The organism is Streptomyces monomycini (assembly GCF_022271435.1).
Taxonomy (GTDB): domain Bacteria; phylum Actinomycetota; class Actinomycetes; order Streptomycetales; family Streptomycetaceae; genus Streptomyces; species Streptomyces monomycini.
On record NZ_JAFIQY010000079.1, the window covers coordinates 1 to 8,012 of the forward strand.

Annotated in this window: 6 protein-coding genes; 1 reads left to right on the forward strand and 5 read right to left on the reverse strand. The window is 73.7% G+C overall.

Going from position 1 to position 8,012, the window contains the following annotated elements:
- The first annotated feature begins 201 nt into the window (after positions 1–201).
- Positions 202–1,035, forward strand: a complete 834-nt coding sequence (locus JXZ78_RS39830; RefSeq protein WP_030017328.1) for a YwqG family protein — start codon at positions 202–204, stop codon at positions 1,033–1,035.
- 30 nt (positions 1,036–1,065) lie between these two features.
- On the opposite strand, the gene JXZ78_RS39835 is transcribed toward JXZ78_RS39830, so the two are convergent.
- The 5 genes from JXZ78_RS39835 to JXZ78_RS39855 form a co-directional block, all read right to left on the reverse strand.
- A complete protein-coding gene (locus JXZ78_RS39835; RefSeq protein ID WP_030017329.1) occupies positions 1,066–2,985 on the reverse strand; it encodes an acyl-CoA dehydrogenase family protein in 1,920 nt (639 codons plus the stop codon).
- 372 nt (positions 2,986–3,357) lie between these two features.
- A complete protein-coding gene (locus JXZ78_RS39840; protein ID WP_030017330.1) occupies positions 3,358–4,044 on the reverse strand; it encodes a response regulator in 687 nt (228 codons plus the stop codon).
- Entirely contained in the window at positions 4,019–5,449 is a 1,431-nt protein-coding gene (locus JXZ78_RS39845) for a sensor histidine kinase (protein ID WP_078623916.1), read from the reverse strand. The genes JXZ78_RS39840 and JXZ78_RS39845 overlap by 26 nt, the downstream gene beginning before the upstream one ends.
- Before the next feature lie 381 nt (positions 5,450–5,830).
- Positions 5,831–7,276 (reverse strand): aldehyde dehydrogenase family protein, encoded by a 1,446-nt coding sequence (locus tag JXZ78_RS39850; RefSeq protein ID WP_030017332.1) that lies wholly within the window; start codon positions 7,274–7,276, stop codon positions 5,831–5,833.
- 258 nt (positions 7,277–7,534) lie between these two features.
- On the reverse strand, positions 7,535–8,012 hold a 478-nt coding region (locus tag JXZ78_RS39855), incomplete at its 5' end, for a PucR family transcriptional regulator (RefSeq protein ID WP_238783719.1).

The following is an 8,012-nucleotide window of genomic DNA, read 5'->3' on the forward strand; positions in this document are numbered from 1 at the left end:
ATCGACGGCCTGGGTGCCGATGGAGCCGGTCGAGCCGAGGATCACGATGTCGCGCGGCCCGTCGCCGCCGCCGGTGAGCGGGGCGGGGGTGAAGCGCAGATGCGGGTCAGCGAGGGTGTCCGTCATGGGGACCATTGTTGCCGGTCCGGGCGGGGCGGTGAGCCGCAGGGGATTGTCAGTGGCGCGTGCGACCGTACGGGCATGGAACAAACGATGTCCCCGCCGGAGCGTCTGGCCGCCGAGCGCCTTCCTCCGGACGTGGCCGGGCGCTGGAGGGCGCTGCTCCGTCCGGCGGTGCGCCTGACGCGGCCGGACGACCGCCGGGCCCCGCTCGCCGGCCCGCCCGTCGGCCATCTGGGCGGCCGTCCGGAGCTGCCGGACGACGTGCCGTGGCCGGTGTGGGAGGGGAACGGGCCCTTGACGTTCGTCGCCTCGCTGTCGCTGTCGGCGCTGGCCGGGCTGCCCGGCGCGGAGCTGGACATACCGCTGCCGAAGGACGGCACCCTGCTGTTCTTCGTGTCCTACGGCCCGGGGCAGGGCGACGGCGTGCCCGGCATCGGCCCGGACGGACAGCAGGGCGCCCGCGTCGTGTACGTGCCCGAGGGCACGCCCGTCGCCGAGCGCCGGGTTCCCGGCGGCCTCGAAGAGCCGTACCGCCGGGTCCGGCTGTCGGCGGAGCCGGAGACGACGTGGCCGGGTCACGAGGACTTCTGGCGGGGGGACCTGGTGGGTGCGTCGCCCGGCGACGACCTTCCGGAGTGGCTGGACGAGTTCGACGACGCCCTGGACGACCTCGTGCCCAAGGTGTGGCACCGCATAGGCGGCCACCCCACATGCATCCAGGGCGGGGTGGACCTCGACGGCCTCGGCGAGGACGAGGACCTGGACGACTGGGTGCTGCTCGCCCAGATCGACAGCGACCGTCGGGCCGGGATGGACTGGGTCCATCAGGGCACCCTGTACTGGCTCATCACCCGGGCGGACCTGGCCGCGCGGAACTTCGCGGCGGCGCGTTTCACCTGGCAGTTCCTCTAGCGAGCCCGGGTGAAGCGCGCCGCGCGCGGGTCAGCGGATCGGCCGGTGGACGTTCTCCTTCGTCGTCGGGCCGGGGGTCGCGTCGGCGATCCACGGGCCGTCGCCGCTCGGGTCCACGACGCCTTCCTCCAGCCAGGCGTAGGTGCCGGTCAGTACGCCGGAGACGACCTTGCGGTCCAGGTCGTCGGTGTTGGTCCACAGCCGGCCGAAGAGTTCGTCGACGCGGATGCGGGCCTGCCGGCAGAACGCGTCGGCGAGCTGGTGCGCCTCGCGGCCGTGGTCGTCGGTGGCGCGCAGGTGCTCGGCCCGTACGACGGCCGCGCTCATGGCGAAGAGTTCGGCGCCGATGTCGACGATCCGGCCGAGGAAGCCCTGCTTGGTCTCCATCCGGCCCTGCCAGCGCGACATGGCGTAGAAGGTGGACCTGGCCAGCTTGCGGGCGGCGCGCTCCACGTACCGCAGGTGCCCGGCGAGGTCGCCGAACTCCGCGTAGGTACGCGGCAGCTGGCCGGGGCCCGCGACCAGCTTGGGCAGCCACCGGGCGTAGAACGTGCCGGCCTTGGCGGCGGCCTTGCCCTTGTCGCTCAGGGACTTGTCGGGGTCGATGAGGTCACCGGCCACGGACAGGTGCGCGTCCACCGCCTCGCGCGCGATCAGCAGGTGCATGATCTCGGTGGAGCCCTCGAAGATCCGGTTGATGCGCAGGTCGCGCAGGATCTGCTCGGCGGGCACGGCGCGCTCCCCGCGGGCGGCGAGCGAGGCGGCGGTCTCGAAGCCGCGGCCGCCGCGGATCTGGACGAGTTCGTCGGCCATCAGACAGCCCATCTCGGAGCCGTACAGCTTGGCCAGCGCGGCTTCGATGCGGATGTCGTTGCGGTCCTCGTCGGCCATCTGGGAGGCGAGGTCGACGACGGCCTCCAGGGCGAAGGTGGTGGCCGCGATGAAGGAGATCTTGGCGCCGACCGCCTCGTGCTTCGCGATCGGCTTGCCCCACTGCTCGCGGGCGGCCGACCACTCGCGGGCGATCTTCAGACACCACTTGCCGGCGCCGACGCACATGGCGGGCAGCGAGAGGCGTCCGGTGTTGAGCGTGGTCAGCGCGATCTTCAGGCCGGCGCCCTCGGGCCCTATGCGGTTCGCGGCGGGCACCCGTACGCGGTGGAAGCGGGTGACGCCGTTCTCGATGCCGCGCAGGCCCATGAAGGCGTTGCGGTGCTCGACGGTGACGCCCTCGGCGGCGGCCTCGACGACGAAGGCGGTGATGCCGCCCTTGTGGCCCTCGCTCTTCGGGACGCGCGCCATGACGACCAGGAGGTCGGCGACGACGCCGTTGGTGGTCCACAGCTTCACGCCGTCGAGGACGTAGTCTTCGCCGTCCGGAACGGCGGTGGTCGCCAGCCGGGCCGGGTCGGAGCCGACATCGGGCTCGGTGAGCAGGAACGCCGTGATGTCGGTGCGGGCGCAGCGCGGCAGGAAGACGTCCTTCTGCTCCTGGGTGCCGAACTGTTTCAGCGGCTGCGGTACGCCGATCGACTGATGTGCGGAGAGCAGCGCTCCGATGGCCGGGTTGGCGGAGCCGACGAGGGCGAGCGCCTTGTTGTAGTAGACCTGGGTGAGGCCCAGGCCGCCGTACTTCGTGTCGATCTTCATGCCGAGCGCGCCGATTTCCTTGAGACCGTCGATGGTCTCGTCCGGGATCTGCGCCTCGCGCTCGATCCGGGCGCCGTCGATCTTCGTCTCGCAGAAGTCGCGGAGCTTGGCGAGGAACTCCTCACCGCGCTGGGCGTCCTCGTCGGCGGGGGTGGGGTGCGGATGGATGAGGTCGAGCCGGAAGCGGCCCAGGAACAGTTCCTTGGCGAAGCTGGGCTTGCGCCAGTCCTGCTCCCGGGCGGCCTCGGCGACCTGCCGGGCCTCGCGCTCGGACACATTGCGGGTGGATGGAGCGGTCATGAGGGGCTCACCTCGCCGCGGAGTCGGGTCTCGGAGTGGGGTCTCGGAGTGGGTCGGCGGTCCGCCGGGGACCGTGCGGTCGGCAGGCACGGAATCCGGCGTTCCGTAACGGAGCCGTGCCACGCGGGCAGGCGTACGGCGTCCCGTCGCCGTCCGGCTACCGGTCAGTGCTACTTGTGAGTCTCTACCCGTTCCGTTCGACTTGCACCAGACTTCGCGGCACGGACGCGGGCGGACGGGTGAGCGCCGCCGTCCGGATTCCGCCCGTCCGGAGGCGGGCGGGGCGGGTGGACGCCAGGTCGGCCCGGCCGCCCGGAAGCGGGCGGGACGGGTGACGGCCGGTGCCCGGTGCCGGGCGGGCCGTCCCGGCCCTCAGCGGGCGCCCGGCGTGACCAGCCCCGTCTCGTACGCCAGCACCACCGCCTGGGCCCGGCTGCACAGCCCCAGCTTGGCCATCGTCCGGTTCAGATGGGTCTTCACGGTGGCCTCGCTGATCACCAGCCGGGCCGCGATCTCCGGGTTGGACAGCCCCTTGGCGGTGTGCCGCAGCACCTCCCGTTCGCGGGCGGTGAGTGCCTGGAGGGTCTCCGGCCCGTCGGCGGCCTCCTGGGCGGGCTCGGCCAGCCGCTGGGCGTACGCCTCGACCAGCCGGCGGGTCACGCTCGGCGCGAAGAGCATGTCACCGCCCGCGACGGTGGCGATGGCCGAGAGCAGCCGCTGCGGCGGCGTGTCCTTGAGGAGGAAGCCGCTGGCTCCGGCGCGCAGCGCGGCGTACACGTATTCGTCCAGGTCGAAGGTGGTGAGCACCACGACGTGCGGAGCGGGCTCGCCCGACCCGGCCGCGGCCCGCAGGATGCGTTCGGTGGCCGTGATGCCGCTGACCCCGGGCATCCGGATGTCCATGAGGATCACGTCGGGGCGGTGTTCGGCGGCCAGCCGGACCGCTTCCTCGCCGTCCGACGCCTCGCCGACCACCTCGACGTCGGGCGCGGCCTGCAGCAGGGCGGCGACACCGGCCCGGATGAGGACCTGGTCATCGGCCACCAGCACCCTGATCATGCTCTGTCGTCCCTTTCCGCGGCGGTGCCGGGCCCGCCGCGGGATGGACGGGCAGGGTGAGCAGCACCTGGAAGCCGCCGCCCGGAACCGGACCGGCGCGCAGACTGCCGCCGTAAATCCTGGCCCGCTCGCGCATCCCTATCAACCCGTTTCCGGTGGAGAGTTGGCCGGATGTCGACGGTGCAGGCGGTGGGGCCGGGGCGCCGCGCGGTGGGATGCGCGGGGTGGGGGCGCCGGAAGCGCCGGGAGTTTCGGGTGAGCCGGAAGTGTCAGCAGTTCCGGACACGCCAGGAGTACCGGCAGCGCCGGGAGCTTCGTGTGTGCCGCCGTCGTCGCGCACCTCGACCGTGAGGCGGTCGGCCCCGTGGTCGATCCGCACCTCGACGCGGGCGGCCCCGGCGTGCTTGAGGGCGTTGGTCAGAGCCTCCTGGACGACACGGTAGGCGCACTGTTCCAGCCCCGGCGGGTACGGCCGCCGCTCCCCCGTCGTCCGCAGGACGGCCGGCAGCCCGGCGGCCCGTACCCGTGCGACGACCGCGCCGATCCGGTCGAGGCCGGGCGCCGGTTCGTAGGCGTCGGCCGTCTCGCCCTCGCCCGTCCCCCGGCGGTCCGCGGCGGCCGGTCCGCCCGCCATCTCCCGCGGGTCCACCCGCAGGACGGCGAGCAGCCGCCGCATCTCCTCCAGGGCCTCGCCGCTCGTCCCGGCGATGGTGCCCAGGGCGCGGCGGGCGGTCTCCGGGTCGGAGGTGAAGACGTACCCGGCCAGCCCGGCCTGTACGGAGATCACGGACATGTGGTGGGCGACCACGTCGTGCAGTTCGCGGGCGATGCGCACCCGTTCCTCGGCGACGGCGCGCCGGGCGTTCTCCTCCTGCTCGCGGCGGAGCTGCCCGGCCATCTCGGCGAGCCGGACGTTGCGTTCGGCGGAGGTGCGGGCGACGTTGCCGAACCAGCACAGGATCACCGGGTACAGCACACTCTGGCCGAGCGTGGTGGCCCACGAGCTCTCCTCGCCCGTCAGACCGGCGAAGTTCCAGATCACGGCCAGCAGTACGGAGCAGCCCGCGGCGACGCGCGGCGGGCGGTGGGCGGCGACGGTGTAGAGGGCCATCAGGCCGGCGAGGCTGTTGACGACGGGCCAGTAGTCCAGCGCGATGTAGCCGGACCACAGCAGGAAGACGGTCAGGCAGACGGTGACCGGGGCCTGCCTGCGGGCCACGACCAGCAGGTTGACCAGGCAGGTCAGCGCGGAGCCGAGGCCGTCCAGGCGCTCCCAGCCGGCGGGCACGTTGTCGTGGCCGAGCAGCAGCGAGACGGTCGCGAAGCCGGCCGCGATGCCCGCGTCGAGGGTCAGCGGCGGGACCCTCCGCACCCGCCGTCGCACCTCCCCGGCCACCCCGCCCATGCGCACGCCCGCAGCGTAACGCGGCGCGTACGGCGGGTCGTCGGCCCGGAGGAGGCCGTGCGGGTACCGCGGAAGTCGTACGTCCGGGCCGCCGGTACCGCGGAAGTCACACCCGGTTTTCCACCTCTGACGGGACGCCCCGGCGCGCGGCGGGCGCGTACGGTCGCCGTACCACCACAAGAGTGCGGGGGCACGGGGGTAGCACAGCACCGCCGCACGGGGGAACGGGGGAGGCAGCGCGCTCCGGGACAGGGTGCCGGAGCGCGTTGCTCGTCGGTCCGGCCGGCACGTCCGTACCGGCGGCGGCCCGGTCCTACAGGTCCAGACCCGCTAAGGGCCCGGACCGGCCACCGGCCCAGACCGGCCACGGGCCCGGACCGGCTACAGGTCCAGACCGGTCAGCACGAGCACCCGCTCGTAGGTGTAGTCCTCCATCGCGAAGCGCACACCCTCGCGGCCCACACCGGACTGCTTGGCGCCGCCGTACGGCATCTGGTCCGCGCGGTAGGACGGCACGTCGCCGACGATCACGCCGCCGACCTCCAGCGCCCGGTGCGCCCGGAAGGCCGTCTGCACGTCGTGCGTGAACACGCCCGCCTGGAGGCCGTACTTGGAGTTGTTGACGGCGGCGAACGCCGCCTCCTCGCCGTCCACCTTCGTCAGGCTCAGGACCGGGCCGAAGACCTCCTCGCAGGCCAGGGTCGCGCCGGCGGGCACGTCCTCCAGCACGGTCGGCGCGTACGACGCGCCGTCCCGCTTGCCGCCCGCGAGCAGCTTCGCGCCGGCACCGACGGCCTCGTCCACCCACGCCTCGACGCGCTTGGCCGCATCCTCGCTGACCAGCGGGCCGACCTCGGTCGCGTCGTCCGACGGATCGCCGGTGACCTGCGCGTTCACGGCGGCCACGATCTTCGGCACCAGCCGGTCGTAGACCGACGCGTCGGCGATCACCCGCTGCACGGAGATGCAGGACTGGCCGCCCTGGTAGTTGGAGAAGGTGGCGATGCGCTGCGCCGCCCAGTCCAGGTCGGACTCGGAGGCGTAGTCCGCCAGGACCACCGCCGCGCCGTTGCCGCCCAGTTCGAGGGTGCAGTGCTTGCGCGGCACCGAGTCCATGATCGCGTAACCGACCTTCTCGGACCCGGTGAAGGAGATCACCGGCAGCCGCTCGTCCTGCACCAGCGCCGGCATCCGGTCGTTGGTCACCGGCAGGATCGACCAGGAGCCGGCCGGCAGGTCGGTCTCGGCCAGCAGCTCGCCGAGGATCAGGCCGGACAGCGGGGTGGCCGGGGCCGGCTTGAGGATGATCGGCACGCCCGCCGCGATCGCCGGGGCGATCTTGTGGGCGCAGAGGTTGAGCGGGAAGTTGAAGGGCGCGATGCCCAGCACCGTGCCGCGCGGGAAGCGGCGGGTCAGGGCGAGCCGGCCGGCGCCGCCCGCGTCGGTGTCCAGGCGCTGCGCCTCGCCGCCGTTGAAGCGGCGGGCCTCCTCGGCCGCGAACCGGAAGACGGAGACGGCACGGCCCAGTTCGCCGCGGGCCCACTTCATGGGCTTGCCGTTCTCGGCGGAGATGAGCCGGGCGATCTCCTCGGTGCGCTCCACCAGACGCCGCTGCACGTGGTCCAGCGCCGCGGCCCGCACATGGGCGGGGGTGGCGGCGAACGCTTCCTGCACGGCGACAGAGGCCGCGACGGCCTCCTCGGTCTGGGCCTCGGTGGGAACGCTCACCGTGCCGACGAGACGGCCGTCCCAGGGGGAGGTCACGTCGAAGGTGTCCTCGCCGGTGGCCTGGCGACCGGCGAGCCAAAAGGCGGTGGGAGAAGTCACAGGGGTCCCGGCCCTTCCGAAGTGGGGGTGGTACGGACGGCCCTCACGGGCCTGGGACCACCGTAGGGGCGAGGTGCGTCCGCGGCGTTTGTCCGGCGCGGAGTAGTCGTACGGTGCGGCCCGCCGCATTGGCGTACGGGGAGGTGGGGCGCGGGCCGCCCGGATCGGCGTACGGGGCGTGGCACGGTCCGCCACGACCGGCCCGTCTCCCCTGCCGGTCCGCCACGACCGGCCCGTCTCCCCTTGCCGGTCCGGCCCCTACGCCTGCGGCTCCCCCGGGCCGCCTCCGTGCGGCTCCGCCACCGCCGCCGTCGCCTTCAGCGCCAGCCACAGCTCCATCCGTACGTCCGGGTCGTCCAGCGAGCGGCCGAGGATCTCCTCCACCCGCCGCATCCGGTAGCGCAGGGTGTGCCGGTGCACGCCCAGGTCGGCGGCGGCCGCGTCCCACTGGCCGTGCCGGGACAGCCAGGCGCGCAGCGAGGCGACGAGGTCCCCGCGGCCGGTGGCGTCGTGCTCGCGCAGGGCGCGCAGCAGGCCGTCGGCGAAGGCCCGTACGGCGTCGTCGGCCAGCAGCGGCAGCACCGAACCGGCCGCCACGTCCTCGTGCTCGACGAGCACCCGGCCGCGGCGGCGGGCGACCGACAGGGCCTGTTCGGCCTGGCGGTGGGCGTGCGCGGCGTCCCGCGGCCCGGACGGCGCGGACAGGCCGACGGCCAGCTGCGCGCCGGACCGCCCC

Excerpts from the sequence above, each read along its gene's own strand:
- JXZ78_RS39830 (WP_030017328.1), top strand. The coding sequence starts at position 202 with ATGGAACAAACGATGTCCCCGCCGGAGCGTCTGGCCGCCGAGCGCCTT.
- JXZ78_RS39835 (WP_030017329.1), bottom strand. The coding sequence starts at position 2,985 with ATGACCGCTCCATCCACCCGCAATGTGTCCGAGCGCGAGGCCCGGCAG.
- JXZ78_RS39840 (WP_030017330.1), bottom strand. The coding sequence starts at position 4,044 with ATGATCAGGGTGCTGGTGGCCGATGACCAGGTCCTCATCCGGGCCGGT.
- JXZ78_RS39845 (WP_078623916.1), bottom strand. The coding sequence starts at position 5,449 with ATGGGCGGGGTGGCCGGGGAGGTGCGACGGCGGGTGCGGAGGGTCCCG.